The 23,438-nt window shown below is 46.1% G+C and carries 35 protein-coding genes; 25 read left to right on the forward strand and 10 right to left on the reverse strand.

Annotated elements, in window-relative coordinates; translation table 11 throughout:
• Window positions 1–3 precede the first annotated feature (3 nt).
• From Q1A40_RS01575 to Q1A40_RS01595, 5 genes are all read right to left on the reverse strand, one after another.
• Window positions 4–768: a replication protein P gene (locus Q1A40_RS01575; protein ID WP_299996895.1), complete on the reverse strand. Its 765-nt coding sequence runs from the start codon at window positions 766–768 to the stop codon at window positions 4–6.
• Window positions 765–1,517 carry a helix-turn-helix domain-containing protein gene (locus Q1A40_RS01580; RefSeq protein WP_299996898.1) on the reverse strand — a complete coding sequence of 251 codons (753 nt, stop codon included), beginning with the start codon at window positions 1,515–1,517 and terminating at the stop codon, window positions 765–767. Before Q1A40_RS01580 ends, Q1A40_RS01575 begins: the two co-directional genes overlap by 4 nt.
• Before the next feature lie 2 nt (window positions 1,518–1,519).
• Window positions 1,520–2,221 (reverse strand): GIY-YIG nuclease family protein, encoded by a 702-nt coding sequence (locus Q1A40_RS01585; protein WP_299996901.1) that lies wholly within the window; start codon window positions 2,219–2,221, stop codon window positions 1,520–1,522.
• A 24-nt stretch (window positions 2,222–2,245) separates the two neighbouring features.
• Window positions 2,246–2,539 carry a CII family transcriptional regulator gene (locus Q1A40_RS01590; RefSeq protein WP_299996904.1) on the reverse strand — a complete coding sequence of 98 codons (294 nt, stop codon included), beginning with the start codon at window positions 2,537–2,539 and terminating at the stop codon, window positions 2,246–2,248.
• 108 nt (window positions 2,540–2,647) lie between these two features.
• Entirely contained in the window at window positions 2,648–2,875 is a 228-nt protein-coding gene (locus Q1A40_RS01595) for a helix-turn-helix domain-containing protein (protein ID WP_299996907.1), read from the reverse strand.
• A 77-nt stretch (window positions 2,876–2,952) separates the two neighbouring features.
• Here Q1A40_RS01595 and Q1A40_RS01600 point away from each other — a divergent pair, with 77 nt between their 5' ends.
• The 23 genes from Q1A40_RS01600 (at window position 2,953) to Q1A40_RS01705 (ending at window position 13,513) form a co-directional block, all read left to right on the forward strand.
• A complete protein-coding gene (locus Q1A40_RS01600; protein WP_299996910.1) occupies window positions 2,953–3,636 on the forward strand; it encodes a S24 family peptidase in 684 nt (227 codons plus the stop codon).
• A 105-nt stretch (window positions 3,637–3,741) separates the two neighbouring features.
• Entirely contained in the window at window positions 3,742–4,029 is a 288-nt protein-coding gene (locus Q1A40_RS01605) for a type II toxin-antitoxin system HigB family toxin (protein ID WP_299996912.1), read from the forward strand.
• On the forward strand, window positions 4,026–4,706 hold the full coding sequence (locus tag Q1A40_RS01610; protein ID WP_299996915.1) for a hypothetical protein: 681 nt from the start codon (window positions 4,026–4,028) through the stop codon (window positions 4,704–4,706). The genes Q1A40_RS01605 and Q1A40_RS01610 overlap by 4 nt, the downstream gene beginning before the upstream one ends.
• Window positions 4,707–4,708: 2 nt before the next feature.
• Window positions 4,709–5,095 (forward strand): protein-export chaperone SecB, encoded by a 387-nt coding sequence (locus tag Q1A40_RS01615; RefSeq protein WP_299996917.1) that lies wholly within the window; start codon window positions 4,709–4,711, stop codon window positions 5,093–5,095.
• 510 nt (window positions 5,096–5,605) lie between these two features.
• On the forward strand, window positions 5,606–5,869 hold the full coding sequence (locus Q1A40_RS01620; RefSeq protein WP_299996920.1) for a hypothetical protein: 264 nt from the start codon (window positions 5,606–5,608) through the stop codon (window positions 5,867–5,869).
• Window positions 5,870–5,876: 7 nt separating this feature from the next.
• On the forward strand, window positions 5,877–6,140 hold the full coding sequence (locus Q1A40_RS01625; RefSeq protein WP_299996922.1) for a hypothetical protein: 264 nt from the start codon (window positions 5,877–5,879) through the stop codon (window positions 6,138–6,140).
• Window positions 6,141–6,201: 61 nt separating this feature from the next.
• Window positions 6,202–6,423 carry a hypothetical protein gene (locus Q1A40_RS01630; RefSeq protein ID WP_299996925.1) on the forward strand — a complete coding sequence of 74 codons (222 nt, stop codon included), beginning with the start codon at window positions 6,202–6,204 and terminating at the stop codon, window positions 6,421–6,423.
• A 249-nt stretch (window positions 6,424–6,672) separates the two neighbouring features.
• Window positions 6,673–6,921, forward strand: coding sequence for a hypothetical protein (locus tag Q1A40_RS01635; protein ID WP_299996928.1), 249 nt, complete (start codon window positions 6,673–6,675; stop codon window positions 6,919–6,921).
• Complete coding sequence (locus Q1A40_RS23140; protein ID WP_367275722.1) at window positions 6,921–7,127, forward strand: DUF551 domain-containing protein; 207 nt, start codon at window positions 6,921–6,923, stop codon at window positions 7,125–7,127. The genes Q1A40_RS01635 and Q1A40_RS23140 overlap by 1 nt, the downstream gene beginning before the upstream one ends.
• Before the next feature lie 80 nt (window positions 7,128–7,207).
• On the forward strand, window positions 7,208–7,333 hold the full coding sequence (locus tag Q1A40_RS01640; RefSeq protein ID WP_299996930.1) for a hypothetical protein: 126 nt from the start codon (window positions 7,208–7,210) through the stop codon (window positions 7,331–7,333).
• A gap of 98 nt (window positions 7,334–7,431) precedes the next feature.
• The gene (locus tag Q1A40_RS01645) at window positions 7,432–8,394 is read left to right on the forward strand and encodes a hypothetical protein (RefSeq protein ID WP_299996933.1); all 963 of its coding nucleotides are present in this window, start codon (window positions 7,432–7,434) and stop codon (window positions 8,392–8,394) included.
• Window positions 8,395–8,424: 30 nt separating this feature from the next.
• Window positions 8,425–8,574: a protease FtsH-inhibitory lysogeny factor CIII gene (locus tag Q1A40_RS01650; RefSeq protein ID WP_299997848.1), complete on the forward strand. Its 150-nt coding sequence runs from the start codon at window positions 8,425–8,427 to the stop codon at window positions 8,572–8,574.
• A 175-nt stretch (window positions 8,575–8,749) separates the two neighbouring features.
• Window positions 8,750–8,935, forward strand: a complete 186-nt coding sequence (locus tag Q1A40_RS01655; protein ID WP_299996936.1) for a hypothetical protein — start codon at window positions 8,750–8,752, stop codon at window positions 8,933–8,935.
• A 7-nt stretch (window positions 8,936–8,942) separates the two neighbouring features.
• On the forward strand, window positions 8,943–9,563 hold the full coding sequence (locus Q1A40_RS01660; RefSeq protein WP_299996940.1) for an ERF family protein: 621 nt from the start codon (window positions 8,943–8,945) through the stop codon (window positions 9,561–9,563).
• A complete protein-coding gene (locus Q1A40_RS01665; RefSeq protein WP_299996943.1) occupies window positions 9,563–9,940 on the forward strand; it encodes a hypothetical protein in 378 nt (125 codons plus the stop codon). Before Q1A40_RS01660 ends, Q1A40_RS01665 begins: the two co-directional genes overlap by 1 nt.
• A 23-nt stretch (window positions 9,941–9,963) precedes the next feature.
• Window positions 9,964–10,269 (forward strand): phage anti-RecBCD protein, encoded by a 306-nt coding sequence (locus Q1A40_RS01670; RefSeq protein WP_299996946.1) that lies wholly within the window; start codon window positions 9,964–9,966, stop codon window positions 10,267–10,269.
• Between the two features lie 9 nt (window positions 10,270–10,278).
• Window positions 10,279–10,542 (forward strand): DUF5405 family protein, encoded by a 264-nt coding sequence (locus Q1A40_RS01675; RefSeq protein ID WP_299996948.1) that lies wholly within the window; start codon window positions 10,279–10,281, stop codon window positions 10,540–10,542.
• Window positions 10,543–10,945: 403 nt separating this feature from the next.
• Window positions 10,946–11,371 carry a hypothetical protein gene (locus tag Q1A40_RS01680; protein WP_299996952.1) on the forward strand — a complete coding sequence of 142 codons (426 nt, stop codon included), beginning with the start codon at window positions 10,946–10,948 and terminating at the stop codon, window positions 11,369–11,371.
• A complete protein-coding gene (locus Q1A40_RS01685) occupies window positions 11,368–11,907 on the forward strand; it encodes a hypothetical protein (protein ID WP_299996954.1) in 540 nt (179 codons plus the stop codon). The genes Q1A40_RS01680 and Q1A40_RS01685 overlap by 4 nt, the downstream gene beginning before the upstream one ends.
• Complete coding sequence (locus Q1A40_RS01690; protein ID WP_299996956.1) at window positions 11,900–12,301, forward strand: hypothetical protein; 402 nt, start codon at window positions 11,900–11,902, stop codon at window positions 12,299–12,301. The genes Q1A40_RS01685 and Q1A40_RS01690 overlap by 8 nt, the downstream gene beginning before the upstream one ends.
• Window positions 12,302–12,572: 271 nt before the next feature.
• Window positions 12,573–12,869, forward strand: a complete 297-nt coding sequence (locus Q1A40_RS01695; protein ID WP_299996958.1) for a hypothetical protein — start codon at window positions 12,573–12,575, stop codon at window positions 12,867–12,869.
• 9 nt (window positions 12,870–12,878) lie between these two features.
• Window positions 12,879–13,325: a hypothetical protein gene (locus Q1A40_RS01700; protein WP_299996961.1), complete on the forward strand. Its 447-nt coding sequence runs from the start codon at window positions 12,879–12,881 to the stop codon at window positions 13,323–13,325.
• On the forward strand, window positions 13,322–13,513 hold the full coding sequence (locus Q1A40_RS01705; protein ID WP_299996963.1) for an AlpA family transcriptional regulator: 192 nt from the start codon (window positions 13,322–13,324) through the stop codon (window positions 13,511–13,513). The genes Q1A40_RS01700 and Q1A40_RS01705 overlap by 4 nt, the downstream gene beginning before the upstream one ends.
• On the opposite strand, the gene Q1A40_RS01710 is transcribed toward Q1A40_RS01705, so the two are convergent.
• Window positions 13,494–14,675: a site-specific integrase gene (locus tag Q1A40_RS01710; RefSeq protein WP_299996966.1), complete on the reverse strand. Its 1,182-nt coding sequence runs from the start codon at window positions 14,673–14,675 to the stop codon at window positions 13,494–13,496. The genes Q1A40_RS01705 and Q1A40_RS01710 overlap by 20 nt on opposite strands.
• A gap of 180 nt (window positions 14,676–14,855) precedes the next feature.
• Here Q1A40_RS01710 and sbcB point away from each other — a divergent pair, with 180 nt between their 5' ends.
• Window positions 14,856–16,283, forward strand: a complete 1,428-nt coding sequence (gene sbcB, locus Q1A40_RS01715) for an exodeoxyribonuclease I (protein WP_299997851.1) — start codon at window positions 14,856–14,858, stop codon at window positions 16,281–16,283.
• A gap of 74 nt (window positions 16,284–16,357) precedes the next feature.
• On the opposite strand, the gene exuR is transcribed toward sbcB, so the two are convergent.
• The 4 genes from exuR to uxaC form a co-directional block, all read right to left on the reverse strand.
• Window positions 16,358–17,110, reverse strand: coding sequence for a transcriptional regulator ExuR (gene exuR / locus Q1A40_RS01720; protein ID WP_299997854.1), 753 nt, complete (start codon window positions 17,108–17,110; stop codon window positions 16,358–16,360).
• Window positions 17,111–17,420: 310 nt separating this feature from the next.
• Complete coding sequence (locus Q1A40_RS01725) at window positions 17,421–18,911, reverse strand: UxaA family hydrolase (RefSeq protein ID WP_299996969.1); 1,491 nt, start codon at window positions 18,909–18,911, stop codon at window positions 17,421–17,423.
• A 255-nt stretch (window positions 18,912–19,166) separates the two neighbouring features.
• Complete coding sequence (locus Q1A40_RS01730; RefSeq protein WP_299996972.1) at window positions 19,167–20,621, reverse strand: tagaturonate reductase; 1,455 nt, start codon at window positions 20,619–20,621, stop codon at window positions 19,167–19,169.
• Window positions 20,622–20,655: 34 nt separating this feature from the next.
• Window positions 20,656–22,071 (reverse strand): glucuronate isomerase, encoded by a 1,416-nt coding sequence (gene uxaC, locus Q1A40_RS01735; RefSeq protein ID WP_299996974.1) that lies wholly within the window; start codon window positions 22,069–22,071, stop codon window positions 20,656–20,658.
• A 360-nt stretch (window positions 22,072–22,431) separates the two neighbouring features.
• Here uxaC and Q1A40_RS01740 point away from each other — a divergent pair, with 360 nt between their 5' ends.
• Window positions 22,432–23,421 (forward strand): TRAP transporter substrate-binding protein, encoded by a 990-nt coding sequence (locus Q1A40_RS01740; RefSeq protein ID WP_299996976.1) that lies wholly within the window; start codon window positions 22,432–22,434, stop codon window positions 23,419–23,421.
• Window positions 23,422–23,438: the final 17 nt, after the last annotated feature.

A 23,438-nucleotide genomic window follows, 5' to 3' on the forward strand; every position in this document is an offset into this window, starting at 1 on the left:
TCGTTAACCACAAAGCCCCAAAGATTTTCTGCGCTGATACTCCGCATAAAGCCACTGGGATGGCGTAACACCTCCAAGCATTGCAGCGTTCGGCATGTACCGATATTTGTAGTCGGCCTTGTCAGGCTCGGAGCTAACCGGAATAACCGTTTTGTTGTTCTCCAGGCGCATAATCGGATCCGGAATTTTTTCTCCAGCGGAAACCTTCTTCGACCACTCATCGAGTTTCTTTTGGGCGAATTTCTCAACTTCGGATTCACTGAGCTGCCGCTGGTACATGGCTCGCCGGGTGTCACAGACAATCCAGTACATGACTGGCTTTGACCAGGGGAACTGTTCAGCTCCGCCCGTATGCAAGTTTCTGTCACGGTTGTATCGGTGAAACTCAGCCATCACGTCATCAAACGTTACTCCCAGCACGACAGAACTGTCTTTGCACCACTTAACGAATTGACCAGGTGAAGGCCAGAAAGCGCTGTCGCTGGCTCTCGCGTGTCGCACCCCTGCAGATAACTGCTCTCTGGTTTTGATGCCATTCTCAGAGAAAGCGGCTATCCACTGACGCTTAGTGGTTTTCTCATCGGATTCTGTTTTTAGGCTGGTACTGGCTGCGGCGGGAAATATTTGTTTTAGCTGCCTGAAAAGTGAATCAACAAGCTGTTCTGCTTCGCTGCTAATCACCTTGCCCGGCTCGTACCGCCCTCCGGCCATCTTTGCGAGGGCAGCCCCATCACGGTTATTTATCGCTGATACAAGTTGCACGGTCATAGGAAGTCCTCCCAACCCTCTCGGCTATTCCAGTGCGGTGTCTGCTTTAGCGACTCAGGCTTAATGCCGCGTGCCGCCGCCTGTTTGTTCTGGTAGCTGAGCTTCTGGCTAGCAGTGATAAACCAGTTCTTCGGCTTTTCGTGGGTGAATTCGATGTCAAGTTTTTGAAGCTCGTATACCAGGTCAATGCTCGAATAGAGGCCAGCCCATCTTTGGAAGTCGTCGTGATTTAGCTTTACGATCTTTCCCTCAAAGGCATATCGAGATAGTGCGGTTACTTGTTCGGAGGGAGCGTCAGCGACTGGTGTTTCTTTAGGTTCTATGACTGGTTCAAAAGAGTGACTGGTTATGGGGGCAGCTCCTGCCCCACCCCCCCGGGCAGCTCCTGCCCTACCCTCGGTCATCTCCTGCCCCACCCCCTCGGGCAGCTCCTGCCCTAGGTCACCTACTGACCCAGTGATTTGTGAGGGTTTAGGGGTCGGATTATCTAAGTTTAGGTAAAAAACATTTGACTGATTTAGATCACCGTTGCGGCGATACTCCCTGCGGAGCATCCCCATATCCTCAAGCGCTCTTATGTGACTTTTTACGGTTGACCTTCCTATCTCGCACTGGTCAGCGATATGCTGATATGATGGCCAGCACTCGCCTTTGTCGTTAGCGTTGTCTGCAAGTTTTATCAGTACGAGCTTTCTTAGCGGGTTACCAACTTTGATACCCATGGCTTTCGCCATCAGGCTCATGCTCATAGTTAAAATACCTCTTGTGAGTTGCGTTCAGCCCATACCGCGAATGGCATTCTGGGGCCGTATATTCCAAGCGATTCAAGATGCTCTCTTGTGAGTCGAATTTCTCTTTCTGTTGGGTCTTCGACTAGCGTTAATTTATTGGAATGAAATACATAAGATACTGACTTCCCACTTACTTTTTTCTGTACTTCCTCAGCACCAATCCTTATTAATCTCTCAGCAATAGCCAATCGATCACCCACACAACTCAGGCCGATATCATCAAGTAGCTCCATAACATTGAGCGTTGGTAGTTTTTCTGCGGAAATCACTGTGTAATAAGGAGCCCAATACTCGATATTCTCATCAGAATCTAGTTGGCAGCACTCACTACAAATCCACTTTATGTCTTCAAGAGAGTGCTTAAAGAATTCTCTAGAATTGTTGACACGGTACTCAGACAGGTAATCGTGAATCTCTTTCTCTGAGTAGGATGGGTCATCACAGTGATATGAGGCTTCAACCTTAAAGGGGGTCGGAACCCCCGTAGGAGCGGATAATTCCTTAGCCCTTGCTTCAGGGCTAACTGTTGTCATCCCTACCTTATAAATCCCCGGCATGCTTTCATTACTTAAGATATAAACCCGTCCATTCAACCTAAACTCTTTAGGTACTGGCATCGTTTCTAAAATTTCAGATTGCCTTTCAAACTCTTCTAAGTGCATAATTACCCCTGTGAATTGATCCAGTTAAAAATCAATTGATATCTGTGAAGCCTCGACCTCGACCGTCGGGGCTTTTCTTTTTGTGAGAACTGCTGCTACCTGCTTAGCTAAATGAGCAAGGTCATCGTCAACAACTCCCCATTCAAGAATTGCCAGCAACATGCTCATGCGAGGGATGAATGTCTCTTTCCAGCGTGTAACCTGGGATCTGTCAACGCCGATTGCAGAAGCAATCTCAACACTCCCCTTCATTGCGATTTTATTCAGTAGCGCTGATTCAATGCGCCGGGCTACTGTGCGTGTTTGTGTATGTTCCAATTGATAAATTCCTTTTTGAAATAGTTAATTGAGCGAATGCAAAGGCATTCACTTTGGTTGTGGCTTCCTGCATCAGGTAGCCGGGCAGATTGATAAAGAGCGGTGTTGCTATGCGGCTAAAAGTTTTTTTTGGCTAATCTCAAGAAGATCACAAGCTCTGTATCTGCCCTGAGAAATTGCTTCAATTTTTGCTGCGTACTGTGTTTTCCCAAAAAACTCAGTCTTGGGGAGGAATCCGTTCTTTAGCCATTTATAGACGGCTCTTTCACTTACTCCGCAAGCCTGGGCAACCTCTGGGATTCCAACACCTTTAATTGACTCATCTAAGGTATGCATGGGTTACTCCTTTTCGTACTTTCAGTACGCATTATGTTTGAACTGAAAGTTTTTGCAAGTGGTTTAATATCGAACTCATGGTTCAAAAAGAAAATATGCGTGAAGAATTTGCTCAGCGGCTGGCGCAGGCCTGTAGAGAAGCTGGGCTTGATGAGCATGGGCGAGGAATGGTTATAGCCAGGGCGCTTAAGCTTTCGTCCAAAGGGGTCAGCAAGTGGTTCAATGCTGAGTCCATGCCTCGCCAAGAAACAATGAATGAACTGGCGAAACTTTTGCGCGTTGATGTTGTATGGCTACAGCATGGAATGGCAACTGAGCTTAAAGGGGATAACTTCTCATATGCTGGCCCATACACCCCCGGCAGAAAGTACCCTGTCCTTAGTTCAATTCAGGCGGGTTCGTGGGGCGAAGCTGTAGAAGCCTACACTTTGCAGGATGTAGGTGAATGGCTTGATTCTGATGCTCACGTGCAAGGCGAGGCGTTTTGGTTACAAGTCGATGGTGATTCAATGACCGCCCCTACTGGAACCAGCGTACCCCAAGGATCATACGTTCTTTTTGATACAGGAAAAGATGCCATCAATGGGAGCCTGGTTATAGCAAAGCTAACAGACTCTAACGAGGCGACCTTTAAAAAGCTCGTTATCGATGCTGGGCAGAAGTACTTAAAAGGATTGAACCCAGCCTGGCCTATGGTTCCTATCAATGGCAACTGTAGGATCATTGGCGTGGCTGTTGAGGCGAGGATGCTATTCAAGTAGCCATAGAGACGAAGATGCGGCTGGTTTAGCTTTTCTGGACATAAACACAGGTTCCCTTTATGGGAAATTCAATTATAATTCCCAAATAGGGAACATTATTGCGCCATGATGGTCTTAAATGTAGGTGTGTTAACCGACTTTATCAAAGTCCACAACCAAGCCAAGGGACCGCTTGAGGCTTGGCGTGAGCAAGTAAATAGAGAGAAATGGAAAACAACCCATGACATAAGAAATAGCTTTAATTCAGCTGATTTCTTCCCTGATAACAAGGTTGTTTTCAATATAAAAGGGAATAACTATAGACTTCTTGTGACAGTAAAATATCAGGCCGGGATGGTAATCGTTGAAAAGGTTGGCACTCATTCTGAGTACAACAAGTGGAGGTTGAGATGAGTCAGAAGACTTGGCGAATCATTAGAAATACCGAAGATCATGCCATGGCAATGTCGAGACTTATTGAGCTTGCTTCCTGTGAGCTACAACCAGGTTCAGATGAATTTGAAGAGTTTGAACTGCTGGGATTGTTGATTGAACACTATGAAAATAAACAATTCCCTATGGAAAAACCATCCGCAGTAGAAGCTATTAAATTCAGAATGGATCAGCAGGGGCTATCACAATCCGACATGCGTCAGTACATAGGTTCGGCTTCAAAAGTTTCAGAGGTTTTGAATTATAAAAGACCATTAAGCCTATCAATGATAAGAGGAATTCATCGCGGACTTGGCATTCCATTAGATATTTTGCTCCAAGTTGATGAGAGGTTCTTATCAAAAAATACAGATACAAATGAGTGGGAAATTCTTGGAAGTGAGTTAATAGAAACTATGGAAGCGAATGCCATTAATGACTCAATGAGCCAGTCAAATAACTTCAAGTCCCTCTCACCAAAAAAACAATTAATTGATATGTATGATGTTATCAGTTTTGACAGAAGAGACGAGCCTTGCGAGCTTGTAATGCAAGATCGCCTGGGGAGTTCTGCAAGGGTTGATGTGGAAATAAGTGCGGGGAGTAATATTTCCTTAACTCAGTATCAAGATAGCGATTTTATAAGGGTGATTCACTAATCATGATTACACTACAAAATAGACAGGTTCAAAACTTGTCTCTTGAGAAAAATCATAAAGAAAAAAATAAAGATAACAAGGTCAAAACCAACATCAGCAGTCAATTATTTACAAACGTTAAAGATAATTCTCTCTTTAGGGTGAGATACGTAGTAAAAATAACTGCTAACGGTTACGTTGATGTGGATTTGTCATATGACTTTGATTTTAAAACAACTGATATTGTAGATGAAGAATTCACTAAATCTTTGGTGGTAAGGTCAGAAGCGCCAAGTTTAGCCTATCCATATATCAAGACGTACATAGAATCAGTATGTCAATTATCAGGATACGGGACACTCAACCTACCATACGCAGACTTCACTAAAGAACCATTAGACATGAAATAACCCCCACCATGCCGCTCCCCAGCGGCTTTTTTGTGCTCTGAATCCCACTTCTGATAGCTCGCCAGTATCACCTCAATAGAAATTCAAAAATAAATTTCATTAAATAACAAAACATTAAACAAAAAGTACGATATCTCAAACATAATTCGTACCTTAAGTTCTTGACCATATCGAACCAATAGTTCAATATCACCACATCGAAACGAAACATCGACAGCAGAAGTCAGATTTCTGCGCCAGTCAGGACGACAGGCTGCTCATTAAAAAGTTAACTCCTACCTGATGCAGGTAGGCCAGAACATGAGTGTTTTGGGGTGTGGTGAATCCGTAGGTCGATACGGTAAGCGTTAGCGTGACGGGGTTCATGGCCCGGTGTAGTGAGCGTGACGGTAAAGACGATCTGGTGAAGTCATCCTCAAAGTGGACATAGGCGGGTTCGATTCTCGCTACCGATGGTTGAACTCTCGGCTCAACCCACCACACCACCAAAGCACTTAACTGGAGAATATTATGAACGCTAAACAGCGCTATAACGCAGCAAGAGCGGCGAAACACAGAGAGGCTAAGGCAATGGCTAAGGCTGAAAGTAAGTTCATCATGCAGCTTCTTGGAGAGCCTGAGCGAGTAATGAAAGCAGTCAACTCAACAGACTACAAAATGAAGCCCCGCAGCAAACCGGAGCAGTACACAGGAAGCGTGTGCTTGCCAGAAGTGGCGATCTTCGCCGCAGGGCATCGTACTAGCCGGAAAGATGCTGTTCACATTATTAAGTGAGGGAAGTATGAAAACAACAATCACGCTGGATCAGCTTAAAGAAGTCTACGCTCAACATAGCGCTGAAATTAATCTGTCGGATGCTGTGGAGAGTATGGAGCAGTGTAATGAACAGGCCGACCAGACTTACTATCACGTTGTTACAGGCGCTGCGCTACCTACCCGAACAGCTTTGCAATGGGCTAACTTCTTTGCTTTGCAGACGGCACAGGAGCAAGGTGCCGACCGCCGCGCAACTGTCAAATTCCACGCCGACGCATACGGTGAATAATTAGGAGAGTGAAATGTGTGATTGCTTTAAAACTGTAGGCGAACGGATGAAGCAGCGGCTCATGGAAAAGGTTCCAGAGGGAGCGGAAATCAAAAAGGGATTTGATACCGGATGGGAAAATACCTGTCTATCACTATCAAGCGGCGATCTTATAGTCATGCTGAAATATAAGCTGGCATATCGAGCCAACAAAAAAGACGGCTCTCCAGCAAAGAATCTAACTCGGATGGAGGGCAATGTAACAATGAATCACTGCCCCTTCTGCGGTGAGAAACAGGAATAACCGGGTCGCTAACTAGCGGCCTTTTTTTACACCTGGAGCCAGGATGAATAAGCCAGACAGAAACAGCCCTAATGGATGCTGGGCTGCACACGGATACAGGGTTGAACGATACGGAAATAAGCGGCGGAGGGTTTACACGCCGAACGGTGAGCTGATATTCGACCACGGAGCGGCGGGATATGAAGCTGAGATGGAATATTGCGAACGTAACGGGCTGCTTGAATAGCGGGCTTTTTAATGGGGTGAGATATGAGTAAAGAGCTAAACGCATTCCCTACTCAGTCATGGGAATACGACGGACAGAATAACGTTTTGCAGTATCAGGAACCGGGTATGAGTTTGCGTGATTACTTTGCAGCTAAGGCGCTCGGGTTGTGTTACGCAGACTATCTAAATTATGCCGCAGAGCATGGAATTCAGGAAGGCTGGAGGGATGGCGTTGCAAAGGATGCTTATCTAATGGCTGATGCTATGCTCAAAGCGCGTGAGGGGGAGTGATGAAATGGGTCAAATGTAGCGAGCGGATGCCTGAAATCAATCAAGAGGTGCTGATACGAATCCCTGTATGTGAATGTCACAATATCGAGAGCGGCAAGTATATGGGTAACGGTAGATTCTTAGGCGCATGGTTTAGCTATCGAGGAGCCAATTGTGCATATGCAGTATCCCACTGGCAACCGCTACCACCCCCGCCCAACGACTAACTCCCTATAGCTCATTCAAGAGTGAGCTATGTGGTTTATGTCTCGCCCACTATGTGGGCTTTTTTATGCCTGGAGGAAATGTGGAATACGAGTTAATGCGTTTAGCTGAGTTTTTAAGTGAAAACTGGAGTGCGTGGGAATCATTCTGCGAAAACAACGGTGACGATGCCCAAGAGATTTATCAGCAAATTGGCGGAGAAGATTAACTAATAACCAGAAGCCGCCACTGAGCGGCTTTTTCATGCGCGTTCATCCCTGAGCCAAGTTGAGGAATGAACACACACCTAACAAACAGGAGCAGGATATGAGCGAAGTAACCGAAGAAAAGAAAGAGCTGGCTCTTGTCACTCTGCCAGTTGAAAAACAAGATTTAGAAGTCGCGCTACTTAATGACCAGTTTATTGATGAGTTGCTGGAGAACGTTAGAAAGACTGCCAGCTCAGTAGTTGGTGACCTGAAAACAGCAAAGGGTCGCGGCGTTTATATCACGATGGCTGATAAGGTCAGAAAGTCCAAAGCCGCTTTCGAGGTTCGCGCCAAGGAGTTGGTCGCAGAGTTAAAAGCTCGCCCTGCACTGATTGATGCCAGTCGCAAAAAGTTTCGCGATGAAATGGATAAGATTGCCGTAGAGATTAGAAAGCCAGTAACTGAATGGGAAGCCGAGCAGAACCGACTCAAGGCAGAGGAAGAGGCCAAAAAAGCAGCCGAGGAGCTGGCGAAAGAAATCGAGATGGCCCACCGGGAAGCGCTAATTGACAACTACGAATTCGACCGCGCTCTAGAGGAAGCCAAGGCCGAAGCAGAGCGCCAGCGCATCGCTCACGAAGAAGAGTTAAAGCGCCAGGCAGAGGAAAAGGTTAAGCGCGAACTTGAAGAGAAACAGCAGCGTGAACGCGAAGCCTCAGCAGCCCGTGAGCGTGAGTCTCAGCTTAGAGTTGAACGCGCTGAGCAAGCAAGAAAGGATGCAATAGCTAAAGCCGAGTCTGACAAAAAGGCTGCGCAGGAAAAAGCAGAGCGCGAAAAACAACAAGCTATCGAGGACGAGCGCCGCAAGGCAGCAGCCGCAGAACAGGCTAGGCTGGCAGAAGAGAAGCGCATTGCTGATGAAAAGGCGAAGCGCGAAGCTGACCAGAATCACCGTAAGGCTATCGGCACTGAAATTGTTAACGCCCTTCTCGCTAACGCAAACATCGATAGAGTTCAGGCCATTCAGGTTCTGACCGCATTAAAAGACGGGAACATCCCGCATACCGCCATTAATTACTAATTGAACCGGAACACCAGGAGAAACCCCATGATGACTTTTGCCATCTCGGGCGCAACCGTCATGGGTAGCGCTCAACTAAACGAATCCCAATTAGACCGAGTAACTCGCCAATTACGCGATAGTTTCCGCAATATTCTTCGCTATATGTCGGAGGTTATATGTACGCAACTCAAACAGTAATACGCCAGTGCGTAGAGCCTGGAATGCTGATTATGCACAAAGGGAAGCCGTGGCGAGCAGCAGTGAATGCAAACGGCAAGCTCTGCATTAGTCGTGCGATGGAGCGAGAGCAAATCAAAGTATTGACAGTAGAACTGATTATCGACCGGGAGAGAAACCCGGTCAAGGAGGCCTCATGACATTAAATCCACAGCCGCTAGCAACCACGCTGGCCATCAGTTTTATATGGCGAAAGGCTTATGTCCTAACTGCGCTTGAGTACCGTAAAGCAGGCAACAGAAAAGGTAAGCGCCTGGCACTGCACAATTCTTTCGCTGAGAAGATGAACTCCCGCGAATTACTCGGCCCTGCGCCATTCTGAGGTGACTATGAGTAAAGAATTTTACGCAAAACTGGCAGAGATACAGCGAACGCTGAATGCGCCGAAGAATCAGTTTAACTCCTTCGGAAAGTATAAATACCGTAGCTGTGAGGATATTCTCGAAGGCGTTAAGCCACTTCTCGGAGGTCTTTTCCTTTCGATTAGTGATGAAGTGGTGCTGATTGGAAACCGCCATTACGTGAAAGCTACAGCACGAATCACGGATGGAGAGAGTACCCATGAAGCAACGGCGTTAGCCCGGGAAGAAGAGTCGAAAAAAGGAATGGACTCAGCCCAAGTAACAGGAGCAACAAGCTCTTACGCCAGAAAGTATTGCCTCAATGGCCTGTTTGGTATTGATGACTCAAAAGATGCTGATACTGACGAGCATAAGAACCAGCAGAACTCAGCAGCACAGAATCAACAAAAACAAGCCAATCAAACAAAGCCAACACCTGACCAGTCATTGGCAGCATTCACTGCGGCAGCAGGGAACGCCTCAACACCAGAACAGCTAAAACAGGCTTTTGCTAAGGTCTGGTCGATGCTAGACGGAACGCCGCAGCAAGCACTGGCAAAAGACGTTTACGATATTCGCAAATCAGAACTTGAAGGAGTTACAGCTTAATGGCACACACAATTACCGCCAGGCTAAACAAGCCGGCAAGAGAATTTCAGGCTGGCGACAGCGTAGGGTTCAATATCCGCATGGGTGTTCAATATTACGATCGCCAGAAGAAGCAAAAAGAGTGGACGAACTATAGCGCAGCGGTATTCGCAAAGCCGGGTCCGCAAGCCGACTACTACCGAAATGTTTTAGTTGAAGGTGCGATTGTTGAAGTTACTGGCGATAACATCAAACTGGATATCTATGACGGGAACAACGGGCAATCCATAACTCTTGAGTTGTTAAACGCAAGAATCGGATTTGCTACATCCGGCGCGACAAGCAACAACCAAGCACCCCAGCAGAACCACCAGTTCGACGACTCAATTCCATTCTGATTTAACTCCTTAAGGACTCACCTATGCCATCACCTCAATCAGGGGCGGATAACCCTCGCATGTGCTCTTCCAGAACCAAGGAGTCGGTGATGGCTAATTTTGCCCGGTATTTCGAAGTATCGCAGGCTGGAGAGATTCAGCCTCAGAGCAAAACTCAGCGAATGGATTATCGCATTGATCAGTTAGTCGAGAAGGAACTCAGAGAAATAGCCGCACGGACAGCATTCTTCCCGCAGTACGAAATCACCGGGCCACATCTACCAGCCGATTACACCGACGACCGTATGAAAGTTCGCTTTGGTCGATTTGGCGCACGAATTAACGACTAAGGATTATCTATGAAATTAAACATACCAATCGGTAACTACATCGTTACCGGGACTTCTTACGACCTCGTTTTGAGTGAAAAGCGAATAGTAAAAGACGGCCCGAACGCTGGAAAAGAAACCCTGGCCAGGCTCGGTTACTACTCCAAGTTTGAGCACCTGGTGAAAGAACTTTGCCACCGGGAAATTCTTATCTCTGAGGCTCAGACATTGCAGGGGCTGGTTCTGCATATCGACACCCTTGCCAAGTCTATTCATAAATCAGTCGCTGAATAACGGAGCGCCAATGAACGCACAACTACTATCCGACTTCCCCGGAGACGCATTAGCGCGTCCGAAATACATCAAGTTTGAAATTAGCAGAGAGGAAGCGCTAGAGCGCGACAGCTTTGGCAGAAAGGAGGGGCTTAATTCAAGCAAGCTCATAACGGACATGATTAATACAGCGCGACTCCAGCATGAAGCCAGAGGACGTTAACGCGCTTAAGTCACTGGCTCGCAAATGCGTAGCAGAAATCAAACAGGCGTGGAGTGAGGCTGGCGCAAGGACGCAGAAACAAAAGGATTTGATAAGCCGGGAGATATTACTCAGGTACGAAAAACGGATCACCCCTCGCTTCACCCTTCCCTATCTCAACTACTACATAGGCATTCATACGGGAGTGCTTAAGGAGAAGCTATGACAGTTAAATTTGATGGCCTAACCATGAACCAGTTAGCCGAGCGCAATGCAGAACTGGTAACGGAGAATCAGGAGCTACAGCGCAAGGTTGAGGCGCTGACTGCGGAAAATTGCATTCAGGATTATATCATATCAGCAGTCAAGGAGCTTATTGGCGAAAGCAGTGGCGTTGCTGGGTGGCATCTGAACGGTGCTATAGCCTCATGGGATGAAGCTCTTCCTGAAATCAATCACAGCGAAACTCCTGCCACCGACGCCGCACTGGCAGAGGCTCGGGCTCAGGGTGTGATTAACTTTGTGCCATCTGACGAATTTCTGACTGAGCTTATCCGAGCATCAAATCGCGGGGATTCACCAGAAGAATACCGCTCCGCCATGCGTGAAGTATTCGCCAGTCAACTGCGCAAGGAAGCTGGGTTATGAAAATAGAAAAAATGGATGTTTTGGCCTTCAACATAACCGAGGTTGAGCGCTTAGACCCTGTGCGCGTGATGATTGAAAACTATGAGCCAGGCAAGGGTCGAATCACCATAACTTGTTACGGCAAGGCCTGGACAGGTGCTTGGTTCGCAATGGGTGGCGATACGGTTCAGGAGTTTATCAAACGTGTCAGCAATGAGTATCTGATTGGTTATTTCTCTCCAAACCTTCGCCCCACGGTTGATGATGATAACGATGCAAACACTCTTTTCGTCAAAAGTGAAATAGTTAAATTGCGTCACCAGAAAGAGATTTCAGCAATTGAAGCCCGTGAAATGTGGGATGAGGCTGAAAACTCCGATGATGTTAAGGCGGATTGCTGTGACTGCCGCATAGGTAACGCGTTGCTTAATTTATTAGGCGATGAACCTTTTTATGCAAATTGGCCATCGGTGCCTAATCCTGAGTATCGATACTTAGATCGCATCGTTGACGCGGTGCGTGGCGGCATTATTGAATTGGAGCGCTCCAATGACTAACCAACCCGAAGCGCTGATTGCCGAAATGAAAGCAGCGGCGGAGAAAGCAAAGCAGGCAAATGAGCTTTACCTTGAAAAGAAAATAACACTCTCAGAGTGTGCGATAGAGATGAAGGATTATCTTGATTACTCGGATAATCCCAAAAACGTCCAGGCACTGATAGCGGCGCTGGAGCAGTCGCAGCAAGAAAAAGACAAGTGGGTTAAGTGGGCTACTGAACTTGGCGAAAAATGTGACAGGCTTGAGGCCAGCCAATTAGCCGTGAAGCTGCCACGTTTAGCAACAGTGACGTGGCATTTATCAGCCCAAGCAAAACATCGTACCACTCAAGAAAATGTGCGAGACGTTCTTGAGGCAATCCGTGCCGGCGGCACCGTTCAGGGGGATGAGTAGCATGGCAAAGCATAAATTCATCCGAGAAGGTGCCACATGCTGGCAAGGGGGTCATTCCACACGAAAAGGAGTAACAAGAAGGAATCGGTACGTTACTGGTGGCAATGGCAGGAAATTTGAATCGGATTTATTTAGCGATGATTGGTTTGCTTTGGGGGATGCCGCTAATAGTGACGGTAAGCCCTATCGCTACCGCGTTAGTCGCACCGAAGCTGATTCATTAACTCAGTTTTGCGTTGATACCTTGGGGGATGAGTAGATGACAGAGCTAATGAAACCCACAACTAAGAGCAGGAATGACGGTGCTGTCGATTATCTAACATCAGATGATTGCCGGTTCCTGGTTATGCGCGGTGATTACACTGAAACTGAAATCATTCAGGCAGCAGTAAACCAAAACATTATTGATAGTGACTATGCCGAAACATGGGCAAGAGCTTCTCGATATTACCAGTCATGGTACAAGACAAGCCCTGTTGGTGGTCAGGATGGGTATTCGAGCTGGAATCACCCTCGCGATACTCCATGCCGTGGCGCTTACTTTGCTTCAACACTTTGCTGGGATTGAGGAGGCTTTATGAGTAACCTGAGTAATCGCTTAAAAGTACTAATGCGAGCCGATGAAGTTCCCATGTCTGATGCGTGGGGGGAGTTAATTGATGATTTGAAAGCATCAGAGGTTGAGCTACTGGCATGCCGGGAGGCGCAGGGGAAGCCGGTTGAACGTGTCAACTCAGAACAAATGCAGCGGGTTTGCATAGAGGCTACTCGACACTTAGATAAATACACCGCAATGGCTAAAGAAGTTAACAAGTTGCTTGGACGAGCACCCGCCCCGCCGCTGCCTGCTGTGCCTGATGAACTGGAAGATGGGTGCGGATATAAGGATCAATACATCGACGGATGGAACGCTTGCCGCTCCGCAATGTTAGCCACAGCACCAAAGCCAGAGGTGGGCGATAACACTCATGCAGATGGCCAAATTCAGTGTGCCACTACAGATTTTGTGCGAGGTAGATTATGAATGACATTGAAATGATTGATGAAAAAGAAGTGATGGGGATGATTAAGGTTGCCTCTAGAATGACAATCTGGAAGTACACTAAAAAGCACGCTTTCCCAATGCCAGTAAGAACCCACCCCAAACAGTACCTTAAGCCTGAGGTGGTTGCATGGATTTTAAACGGCGGCATCAACCAGAAATCTTCCTGATGTGCCAGAATATTTTTTCAGCATATAACTCATATGCGGCTTTCTGCTCTGAAAGCCAGTCATGCTTATTGTAAACCGACAGTACGCCGCCAAGTTCATGCCCCAGCATTTTCTCTATGACATGTGGGGCAACACCTTCCTCTGACAATCTGGTAGCGAGAGTTCGTCTAAAATCGTGAGCTGTGAACTCGCCGATACCAAGCGATTCTTGTATGCGCCCAAGGAAACGGTTGGCCCCTGCTATCCCAAGGGGCTTATTTAACTGTGGGCCAGGAAACAATACATTCCCGTATGTCATTTCAGCCTTTTTCAATAATTCATCAGCATGGCCGAATATCGGACGTCTAATAATTTTATTCGTTTTGCTTTTTTCCGCAGGGACCATCCAAACCCCCTCTTCACGGTCAAACTCAGATCTAACAGCCAGCCTCATTTCACTATTTCTGGCGGCATACAGCATCAATAGTTGATGGAGAAGTCGGTTGGATGTAGAACCCCTGCTACGATCTATAGCCAACCAAATTTTAGCCAACTGATTATAGCTAAGGGTGGTTTCACCCACAGCAGGCTTCTGGCCAATATCTTTTGGCTGTAAAAGCATAAATTCCGTTGCGCCAATATATTGCCTACGGTTGCACCAGCCTATTGCTGAACGTAGTTGAATGAGAAGCTGTCGGGCTCTTCGTGGGTTTATCTTCTCTTCTTCGCTGAACAACTCAACCCACAGCCTGACAGGAATCTCTTCTATTGGCATCCCTGGAAAGACGTTCGTCATATGTTTTATGACTGTCGATTTATAAAGAGCCTGTGTTTTTGTTCTCAGTGCCGTATCAACATAGTTTTCCTGCCAATATTCTAAGCAATCTTTTACTGTGGGTTTCTTCTCTGCGCTTTTCCGCTCCGCCAACAAGCGAGGATCCAGACCTCTATCAACGGACTCTCTGAGGTCAGCTACTATGTTTCTCGCTTCACGAAGGGTTAAAGCTGGATAGCGGCCAATGCCAAGACGATGCTGTTTCCCATCCCAGCGGAATCGGAACTGGAAGCTAACGACGCCCTTCGGGGTTATCCGTACCCCTAGCCCGTCAGAATCAGTTATTTCAGTCGGGCCTGAATATGGTTTACCATAGAGAGCGCGAAGTTTTGTATCACTGATAGCCATATTAGTTTTTTGTACTCACTTAACTTCAGATTATGTACTCATTGTGTACTCAATATCGCATGTACGAACATAAACAACAATATTCACATTTGTACAAACCACAACAAACGACAACAGAAAACCAAGTTAAATGATTAATTATCATATACATAAACAATCAGGCGTGTACATCAGGTGACAGTGAAAAACGAACAGCAACAACCCACCTTCCTCTTCCATGATTACGAGACTTTCGGCAAGAGCCCCTCTTTGGATCGCCCGGCACAATTTGCCGCGCTGCGCACTGACAGTGAGTTCAATGTTATGGGTTCCCCTGAGGTATTTTTTTGCCAGCCGGCAGATGACTATTTGCCTCAGCCCGAAGCGGTGATGATAACCGGAATAACGCCCCAGCAAGCGCTGGCACAGGGGGAAAATGAAGCCGCGTTTGCCAAACGTATTCATGGACTGTTCAGTACGCCGAATACTTGTATCGTCGGCTATAACAATGTCCGTTTTGATGATGAGGTAACGCGCAATATTTTCTATCGTAACTTCTACGATCCCTACGCCTGGAGCTGGCAGAATAGAAATTCGCGCTGGGATTTACTGGATGTTATGCGCGCCTGTTACGCTTTGCGCCCGGAAGGTATTGTCTGGCCAGAAAATGACGAGGGTTTTCCGAGTTTCCGGCTGGAACATCTCACAAAAGCCAACGGTATAGAGCACAGCAACGCCCATGATGCGATGGCGGATGTCTATGCCACTATCGCGATGGCGCAATTAGTGAAACGCCATCAGCCGCGGCTGTTTGATTATCTCTACAGCCATCGCAGTAAGCAAAAACTGCAAACACTGATTGATATTCCACAGATGAAACCGTTGGTGCATGTTTCCGGCATGTTTGGTGCAAGCCGCGGAAATACCAGCTGGATAGCACCTCTGGCCTGGCATCCTGATAACCGTAACGCGGTGATAATGGTGGATCTTGCCGGGGATCTTTCCAGTTTACTGGAGCTGGATACTCATCTGTTGCGCGAGCGTTTATATACGCCCAAAGCGCTGTTAGGCGATGCCCCAGCGGTACCCATAAAGCTGGTACATCTCAATAAATGCCCGGTTCTGGCTGTCGCTAACACCTTACGGCCAGAAGATGCCGAACGTCTGGGTATTGATCGTCAGCATTGTCTGACTAATTTAAAAATTCTGCGTGAACATCCGCAAATCCGTGAGAAAGTGGTCGCTGTGTTTGCCGACGCCGAGCCTTTTACCCCTTCTGAAGATGTTGACGCCCAGCTGTATAACGGTTTCTTTAGCGATGCAGACAGAAGCGCCATGAATATTGTGCAGCAGACCCCACCTGACAGGTTAGCCACTCTGGATCTGACCTTTGTCGACGGGCGAATTGAACCACTGCTGTTTAATTACCGGGCACGTAACTGGCCTGAAACCCTGGATGAAACAGAACAGCAACGCTGGCTACAACATCGCCAGGAACGACTCAGCCATGAGGTCGTGCAAGCCTATGTGCTGGAACTGGAAGCCCTGTATAACCAGTATGAAGGAGATGGCGAAAAGCTGAAACTGCTGAAAGCGCTGTTTGATTATGCCCGTAATCTGGTGGAATAAGCGAAACAGGTCTGGTTATCGAGTAACAGCTATCAGACCTTCATCGCTGAAAAACTGATAGCTGTACTGTTGATTTAGATACTGACGACGGGATTATCGGTAAACATATAGCGATCTATTGTAAATTCAAAGTCGTCGCTGGTGGCATTAAAGAGCATTTTTTTAGTATTCTCCAGATGTTCCCACATGGCAACTTTCGCTCCTTTAGCATCTTTACGAGCAAGAGCTTGAAGAATTTTTTCATGCTCCTCACACCAACTTTCGATGGATCTGGCGTCGATATGTTCGTGCAGTTTTCGCCAGTAAGGATTAAGTTTACGCTGGCTCCACATCTGTTCAACAATGATAACCATCGCACTATTATGGGTGGTTGCCGCCACTTGAGTATGAAATTTAAGATCCCATTCTGAATCACGAAAACGGTCTTCTTTGATGGCCATTTTCTGGATATCCATCAGCTTGAGAATATCTTCTTTAGTTGCCTGGGTAGCAGCAAACTCAGCCACATTGCTTTCAATCAACTGACGTGCCTGAAGCAACTCAAAAGGACCACAGTTGGCAAACTCAAGATTACCTGGGGCTAAGATAACGTTATTTTGGCGATTTGAGATAACGTGAATACCTGATCCTTTGCGTACATCGACGTAACCTTCAACTTCGAGCATGATAATGGCCTCGCGCACCACAGTGCGGCTCACATTCATCTCTTCAGCGATGAGGCGTTCAGCTGGAATTTTGTCACCGACAGGATAAACGCCGCCTTCAAGCCGTTCTTTAAGTCTGGCTGCAACCTGTTGGTACAAACGCTGTTCACTGTTCAACTCAATCACTTGGCACCTTTAATCAGAAATAAACTCCTTGATTTATATTACACCAATTTTTGAGATCTGTAATATGACTTCCACAAAACGGCCGTGCCATTGACCTGTGTTTATACCCCAAATAATTCGAATGGCTTGTAGGCTCCCAGTTCAGCCCGTCGATGAGTATAAATAAAGTATGCGATTCGGCGGGCTGGACGCAGACAACGCCCAAGCGACTTGAAGTATGACGGGTATATCGTTTTAATAAGAAGGCAATCAGGCCTAATCCTTGGCCTGTCTAACAAAGACTTTGATTATCAATAATCATGACTCACTACAGCGTAACGCCTGATTTAAATATGGCAAGCTCTCTAAAGTCATTGATTTCATTTTTTACCCGTTTACCGTTTACAGCGTCAACAATCACTTGCGTGAAATCATCCAGCAACTGTGACATGTCTTTACCCGTGAGCAATGCCCCGGCGTTAAAATCTATCCAGTGACCTTTCTTCTCAGCCAGCTCATTGTTTGTTGCGATTTTAACCGTAGGGACGAATCCGCCGTATGGAGTACCGCGACCGGTGGTAAACAAAACCATATGACAGCCTGCTGCACCTAACGCACTGGTTGCTATTGCATCGTTACCCGGTGCACTGAGTAAATTAAAGCCAGGAGTCTTCAGGCGCTCACCATATTTCAGTACATCAACCACCTGGCTTGTTCCCGCTTTTTGAGTACAACCAAGAGATTTCTCTTCAAGCGTTGAGATCCCACCCGCTTTATTGCCTGGAGATGGATTTTCATAGATAGGCTGATCGTAGGACATAAAATAGCGTTTAAAGTCATTAACCATATCGACTGTTTTATGATAGGTCTCTTCATTCTGGCACTGGTTCATCAGGATCTGCTCTGCGCCAAACATCTCAGGGACCTCCGTTAATACGGTAGTTCCACCATGGGCGACTAAGAAATCAGAGAAGCGCCCAAGAAGAGGATTCGCCGTGATACCTGACAGGCCATCGGAGCCCCCGCATTCAAGACCAAATTTCACTTCGCTGAGATAACCAGGTACACGCTGGTCGTGACGAATAGTTTGATATATTTCTTCCAGCAGTTGGCTACCCTCGGCGATTTCATCGTCAGCCTGCTGGCAGACCATAAAACGGACTCGTTCTTGATCATAATTACCCAGGGTTTTCTTAAACTCGGTAATCTGATTATTCTCGCAACCTAAGCCAACCACTAATACGCCACCTGCATTCGGATGGTGTACCAAATTTTGTAGGATAGTGCGTGTAGTCAGATGATCGTCACCCAACTGAGAACAGCCATAGGTATGGTTATAGAGAAATACGCCATCAATATCATCCAGGTTATCATGGCGTGCTTCAAATTTTTGGATCATTTTACGGGCAAGAGCATTTACGCAACCCACTGTCGGTACAATCCATATTTCGTTGCGAATCGCAATATCGCCATTACTCCGACGGAAAATATTAACCTGCGGATTATCTGGCTGAGAAGCGAGAGACGCATGAGTTGGCTGATACTCATACTCATTGATATCACTTAAATTGGTTTTAAGATTCTGAGTATGAATATGTGTTCCACAGGGGATATCCTGGAGAGCATGACCAATCGGCATACCGTACTTAATGATATTTTCACCCGCTTTAATATCGCGTAAGGCAAATTTATGCCCACGGGCAATATCATCATTCAGTTGAATGGCCTGTTCATCGATGATAACCCGATGCCCTTTTTGTTGCTCAACAAGTGCTACAGCAATATTATCTGCAGGATGAATTTTTATAATTTCTTTCATAATATTTTTTTCATTTTAATGAGTTACATTCCATATGGACTGGGCAGCTCACCGACCATTTGCCCGTTCACCGAGTCAGTATTTTGCGCAATACTGCACGTAGTAAGATTTTTTCCGTGAAACCTGCGACAGTTACGCAAAATACTTTGCTTCAAATCATATTGGTCACACCTGTCAGTTCATCTCATTCCGGAACGGAATGCTGTTCATCGATCAACCGACTTGATGTTGCCAGTAATGCGCTACCTGTTTCGGCTAAAAGGCATTTTTTAACGCCTGACGCATACCGCCATATAAAATGTCAGAAACATAACGCTCTGTTAGTTCAGCAAAACCAGGAATGCTCAACAGAGAATATTGCCAATGTTCACGGTCATCGAGAACCTGTCTGACCAATTCTTGCAAACTGATTTTTTGCTGCTCATATCCGTGCCAGAGGTCGTTGAAACGGCTTAACCAGATGGCATCATCGCTTAAAGGAATTGTTTCATCACCGCGAGTTCCACGATAGAAAACGATCAGTGCAGCCAGAGAGAAAATAAGATAGTGAGGCAATTTCCCCTGTTCTTCATGCCAGCGGATGACTTGAGGTAATATCCGCGTGCGGTATTTCGTCATGCTGTTTAGTGAAATAGACAGTAGCTGGTGCTGAATATAGGGGTTTTTAAAACGCTGTAGTACAGATTGCGCAAAGGAGTCAAGTTCAGCCTGTGGCAAAGAAAGCACCGGAACAATATCCTGATAAATCGTCTGCTCAACAAACTCAAAAACTTGCTCATCTTCCATTGCCGCACCCACTGTATCGATACCTGACAGATAGGCAACAGGTACTAATGCGGTATGTGCACCATTAAGTATGGCAACTTTTCGCTCTTTATAAGGCTTGATATCGTCAGTAATCAGAACATTCAAGTCCAGCTTATCAAGGTGCAATGCTGTTTTAAGCGACTCAGGCCCTTGAATAACGAACAGATAAAAATATTCTGCTGTATCCAGGAATTGATCATGATATCCGAGAGATTGCTCAAATTTCTTTGCCTGCTCACGCGGATAACCAGTCACAATTCTGTCTACAAGAGTGGAGCAGAACGGGTTGCTGTGTTCCAGCCAATATAAGAATTCTACTGGCAGCTGCCACTCTTTTGCATAACGCTGGACAAGAGACTGTAAAGCCTGACCATTATAGTCAATCAGTTCACAAGGGATAATAGTCACGCCGCGCTTGCTGTCCCCCTGAAAGTATTGGTAGCGCTCGTACAGCCAAACGGTGAGTTTGGCGGGGAAACTCACCGGGGGAGCATCGCTTAACTTATCACCTGAATGATAGCTGATACCTGCCTCGGTAGTGTTTGAGAAAATAAATTGAATATTTTCATCACGCGACAAGGAAATATAATCATCAAAGTTCTGATAGATATTTATTTCTTCATTGATTGAGCGAATCATTCTGATATCAGAGACGGCCTCCCCCGTAGGGGTTAACCCTCTGACAACCGTCGTGTAAAGCCCATCCTGGGTATTCATCGACGGTGGAAAGTCAGAATTTAGTGGACGAATAACAGCGATACCTGCATCTAAGCCGGTTTTTTCATTTAAGAGATCAATCTGCCAGTCAACAAAAGCGCGTAAAAAATTGCCCTCGCCAAATTGCATGATGCGAGTGGTATATTGCGGCCCAGGAAAATTAGTACGATTTAAAGTTATAGTCATTATATCTACTCGTTATTAGCAATATGCGAGGCCACTATTTTTCGATAGTCAGTCCGAAGTACGACTTCGCATTGTCATAGCAAATATTTTTCACCATGCTACCTAACAGATTGATATCCGCAGGTGCTTCACCATCCGCTACCCAGCGACCTATCATCTGACAGAGGATACGGCGGAAATATTCATGGCGGGTATAGGATAAAAAGCTACGGCTATCGGTTAACATGCCAACAAAGTGGCTGAGCAGACCCAACTGGCTCAACTGAGTTAACTGGCGCTGCATACCGTCTTTTTGATCGTTGAACCACCAGCCTGAACCAAACTGCATTTTTCCGCGTATTCCCGCCGCTTGAAAATTACCGACCATAGTGCCTATCACCTCATTGTCTCTGGGGTTCAGGCAATAAAGGATTGTTTTAGGCAATTGATTGGTTTTCGCTTGTTCATTAAGCAGTCGAGCCAGAGGCGCAGCGACAGGGCCATCGTTGATAGAGTCGAAACCTGTATCGGGGCCAAGTTGATTCAACATATATTCATTAGTATTACGCAAGGCACCGATATGATACTGCTGTACCCAATTACGACGGGTATATTCCTCGGCTAAGAAGAGAAGGACAGCCGTTTTAAAACAGGCGATCTCATGATTGTCAACCAGCGCAGATTGTCGGCCTTTGAGTAGCAGTTGATTCAGTGTAGCTTCATCGGTAAGACCAAAAGGCACTTCATCCAGGGCGTGGTCGGCGATGGTACAGCCATGCCCGGCAAAATGATCAAGCCGTTTGACAAGCGCCTGACGAAGGGCCGCAAAACTATTTATCTCAACGTCAGAAACCGCTTCAAGTTGAGAGATATAAGCCCCAAAAGTACTTAAATGAATATTAAATACTTTATCAGGACGCCAGCTTGGGAGAACCTGAACCTGCAAAGAGCTATCTAAAGCAATACGTTTATGATGAGAAAGATCATCAATAGGATCGTCTGTCGTTCCTACCATATGAACATTCATCTGGCGCAGTATTCCGCGAGCCGAGAATTCAGGCTGTTGCAACAGCGCATTACCACGTTGCCAGACAGAGTCAGCTGTTTCAGGCGATAAGAGCACATCTTTAATGCCAAAAGGTCTTCTTAACTCCAGATGTGTCCAGTGATAGAGCGGGTTACCGATAGTGAAAGGAACCGTTTCTGCCCACGCCTGGAACTTAGCAAAGTCTTCAGCATTACCCGTACAAAAGCGCTCATCCACCCCATGGGTACGCATCGCACGCCATTTGTAATGGTCACCTTTCAGCCAAATGTCATAGAGGTTTTTGAACTGATAATCATCGGCAATTTGTTGAGGAGGTAAATGGCTATGGTAATCAATAATCGGTTGATCGGCTGCATAATCATGATAAAGCTTACGTGCAAACTCTGTGTCTAGCAAAAAATCTTCGGTGAGAAAATGTGCCATGGTGCGCTCCGGATCGACGTGAAAGCTATCTTCTATCAGAACAAAACCTATCATACAACTTCAATCATTCGGTTTACCACTATTTTAGCGATTCAGATCACGCTCTCGATAAAAATACATTGTATTACTATGGTTATTCAGTAAAAAAGCAATTCTTAACCGCGATTCTTCAGGCAACCCGGCGGTTTTTAGTGAGATGCAGGATAGACAGCCCTGTAAACCTCAGCGAATAAAAGTTGCACTTTTTTGTATGATATCTTTCGCAAGAGGTATGACATTGAGTGTGAGATATATTCTGAAATTCTACGTGAAGAACACTGACTGAACTGATACTACATAATATCTTATGGGAAATAATCGATGAAAATGAAGTCACTACTGATAGGAATGGCTCTGGCTGCCCCACTGATGTTTCAATCCTCAGTGCATGCTGCTGTCGATAAATTGACGCTGAAGTTAGCGCATAACTTAGATCAGGAACATGTTGTTCATAAAGCTATCGCGCAGATGGCGGAAGAAGTACAAAAAGAGTCGGGTGGAAAAATGCGGATCCGTATTTATCCTAACGGCCAAATGGGTGGACCGCGTGAAACCTTAGAAATGATTCAGGCCGGTGGCCTTGATATGACGAAGGCAAGCGCCAGTGAAATGGAGCCTTTCGCAAGTGCATTCTCTGTATTCAGCCTGCCTTATCTGTTTAATGACGAAGCGCATTTCAAAAAAGTTTTATATGGCCCTGTCGGTCGTTCAATCATGCAGGAAACTGCCCCACAAGGATTTACGCCTATTGCCGCATATGTGGCAGGCAATCGTAGCTTCTATACTAAAAAACCAGTGCACTCTCCAGAAGATATGAAAGGCATGAAAATTCGTGTCGTTTCAACGCCAACAACCAACAGAATTATTGAACTGCTGGGTGCATCTCCTGCTCCGATCCCTTTCGGCGAAGTTTATACAGCCTTACAGCAGGGGGTAATTGATGGTGCTGAAAACAATGAACCTTCTTATTACCAAACTCGCCATCTGGAGGTAGCGAAATATTTTACTGAAGACCAGCATACATCGGTGCCAGACTACCTCATTATCTCCAAGCCGGTTTGGGATAAAATGAGTGATGAGCAGCGGGCTATTTTTACCAAAGCGGCACACAACTCGGAACTGTATCAACAGAAACTGTGGGACGAAGAAGTGGCCAACAGTCGAAAAAAAGCGCAAGAGATGGGCGTGACATTTATTACTGTTGATAAAGAACCGTTCCGCCAGGCTCTTCGTCCTCTTTATGACGATTTTCGTAAAGATAAAAATGTTGCAAGTTGGATAGAGCAGATTGAAAGTGCAGGAAAACAATAATTCTATTTAACACTAAG

The sequence above is a fragment of the uncultured Cedecea sp. genome, from assembly GCF_947498825.1.
GTDB lineage: Bacteria > Pseudomonadota > Gammaproteobacteria > Enterobacterales > Enterobacteriaceae > JGM124.

Coding starts and splice junctions, on each gene's coding strand:
- Q1A40_RS01580 (WP_299996898.1), bottom strand. CDS start 1,517: ATGAGCATGAGCCTGATGGCGAAAGCCATGGGTATCAAAGTTGGTAAC.
- Q1A40_RS01705 (WP_299996963.1), top strand. CDS start 13,322: ATGAATGACATTGAAATGATTGATGAAAAAGAAGTGATGGGGATGATT.
- Q1A40_RS01655 (WP_299996936.1), top strand. CDS start 8,750: ATGACATTAAATCCACAGCCGCTAGCAACCACGCTGGCCATCAGTTTT.
- Q1A40_RS01625 (WP_299996922.1), top strand. CDS start 5,877: ATGAAAACAACAATCACGCTGGATCAGCTTAAAGAAGTCTACGCTCAA.
- Q1A40_RS01600 (WP_299996910.1), top strand. CDS start 2,953: ATGGTTCAAAAAGAAAATATGCGTGAAGAATTTGCTCAGCGGCTGGCG.
- Q1A40_RS01685 (WP_299996954.1), top strand. CDS start 11,368: ATGAAAATAGAAAAAATGGATGTTTTGGCCTTCAACATAACCGAGGTT.
- Q1A40_RS01660 (WP_299996940.1), top strand. CDS start 8,943: ATGAGTAAAGAATTTTACGCAAAACTGGCAGAGATACAGCGAACGCTG.
- Q1A40_RS01665 (WP_299996943.1), top strand. CDS start 9,563: ATGGCACACACAATTACCGCCAGGCTAAACAAGCCGGCAAGAGAATTT.
- Q1A40_RS01595 (WP_299996907.1), bottom strand. CDS start 2,875: ATGCATACCTTAGATGAGTCAATTAAAGGTGTTGGAATCCCAGAGGTT.
- Q1A40_RS01615 (WP_299996917.1), top strand. CDS start 4,709: ATGATTACACTACAAAATAGACAGGTTCAAAACTTGTCTCTTGAGAAA.
- Q1A40_RS01690 (WP_299996956.1), top strand. CDS start 11,900: ATGACTAACCAACCCGAAGCGCTGATTGCCGAAATGAAAGCAGCGGCG.
- Q1A40_RS01680 (WP_299996952.1), top strand. CDS start 10,946: ATGACAGTTAAATTTGATGGCCTAACCATGAACCAGTTAGCCGAGCGC.
- Q1A40_RS01635 (WP_299996928.1), top strand. CDS start 6,673: ATGAGTAAAGAGCTAAACGCATTCCCTACTCAGTCATGGGAATACGAC.
- Q1A40_RS01730 (WP_299996972.1), bottom strand. CDS start 20,621: ATGACTATAACTTTAAATCGTACTAATTTTCCTGGGCCGCAATATACC.
- Q1A40_RS01650 (WP_299997848.1), top strand. CDS start 8,425: ATGACTTTTGCCATCTCGGGCGCAACCGTCATGGGTAGCGCTCAACTA.
- Q1A40_RS01605 (WP_299996912.1), top strand. CDS start 3,742: ATGATGGTCTTAAATGTAGGTGTGTTAACCGACTTTATCAAAGTCCAC.
- Q1A40_RS01740 (WP_299996976.1), top strand. CDS start 22,432: ATGAAAATGAAGTCACTACTGATAGGAATGGCTCTGGCTGCCCCACTG.
- Q1A40_RS01725 (WP_299996969.1), bottom strand. CDS start 18,911: ATGAAAGAAATTATAAAAATTCATCCTGCAGATAATATTGCTGTAGCA.
- uxaC (WP_299996974.1), bottom strand. CDS start 22,071: ATGGCACATTTTCTCACCGAAGATTTTTTGCTAGACACAGAGTTTGCA.
- Q1A40_RS01700 (WP_299996961.1), top strand. CDS start 12,879: ATGAGTAACCTGAGTAATCGCTTAAAAGTACTAATGCGAGCCGATGAA.
- Q1A40_RS01620 (WP_299996920.1), top strand. CDS start 5,606: ATGAACGCTAAACAGCGCTATAACGCAGCAAGAGCGGCGAAACACAGA.
- Q1A40_RS01710 (WP_299996966.1), bottom strand. CDS start 14,675: ATGGCTATCAGTGATACAAAACTTCGCGCTCTCTATGGTAAACCATAT.
- Q1A40_RS01630 (WP_299996925.1), top strand. CDS start 6,202: ATGGAAAAGGTTCCAGAGGGAGCGGAAATCAAAAAGGGATTTGATACC.
- Q1A40_RS01610 (WP_299996915.1), top strand. CDS start 4,026: ATGAGTCAGAAGACTTGGCGAATCATTAGAAATACCGAAGATCATGCC.
- Q1A40_RS01695 (WP_299996958.1), top strand. CDS start 12,573: ATGAAACCCACAACTAAGAGCAGGAATGACGGTGCTGTCGATTATCTA.
- Q1A40_RS23140 (WP_367275722.1), top strand. CDS start 6,921: ATGAAATGGGTCAAATGTAGCGAGCGGATGCCTGAAATCAATCAAGAG.
- Q1A40_RS01585 (WP_299996901.1), bottom strand. CDS start 2,221: ATGCACTTAGAAGAGTTTGAAAGGCAATCTGAAATTTTAGAAACGATG.
- Q1A40_RS01645 (WP_299996933.1), top strand. CDS start 7,432: ATGAGCGAAGTAACCGAAGAAAAGAAAGAGCTGGCTCTTGTCACTCTG.
- Q1A40_RS01575 (WP_299996895.1), bottom strand. CDS start 768: ATGACCGTGCAACTTGTATCAGCGATAAATAACCGTGATGGGGCTGCC.
- Q1A40_RS01675 (WP_299996948.1), top strand. CDS start 10,279: ATGAAATTAAACATACCAATCGGTAACTACATCGTTACCGGGACTTCT.
- Q1A40_RS01670 (WP_299996946.1), top strand. CDS start 9,964: ATGCCATCACCTCAATCAGGGGCGGATAACCCTCGCATGTGCTCTTCC.